The organism is Cupriavidus sp. SIMBA_020, from assembly GCF_046535395.1.
Classification (GTDB): domain Bacteria; phylum Pseudomonadota; class Gammaproteobacteria; order Burkholderiales; family Burkholderiaceae; genus Cupriavidus; species Cupriavidus campinensis.
Window position 1 is genome coordinate 1 of sequence record NZ_JAWRWU010000463.1, and the last position, 276, is coordinate 276.

Below are 276 nucleotides of genomic sequence, written 5' to 3' on the forward strand. Positions count from 1 at the left end.
GCGCGGCCCGGCGGCGGCTCGATAAACGGGAAGGTTTCGATCGCCGTGAGATGCAGCGACTTCATGCGCAGAATCACGGCCGCCAGCGACGAGCGCAGAATTTCCGGATCGGAAAAACGCGGCCGCGCGACGAAATCGGACTCTTCGTAAAGCCGGATGCACACGCCGTCGGCGACGCGCCCGCAACGGCCCGCGCGCTGATTCGCGGCGGCCTGCGAGATCGACTCGATCTGCAACTGCTCGACCTTGTTGCGGTACGAATAGCGCTTCACGCGC

Annotated in this window: 1 protein-coding gene; it reads right to left on the bottom strand. The window is 65.2% G+C overall.

Going from position 1 to position 276, the window contains the following annotated elements:
* On the bottom strand, nucleotides 1-276 hold a 276-nt coding region (locus tag SB751_RS30060), incomplete at both ends, for a hypothetical protein (RefSeq protein WP_410749030.1).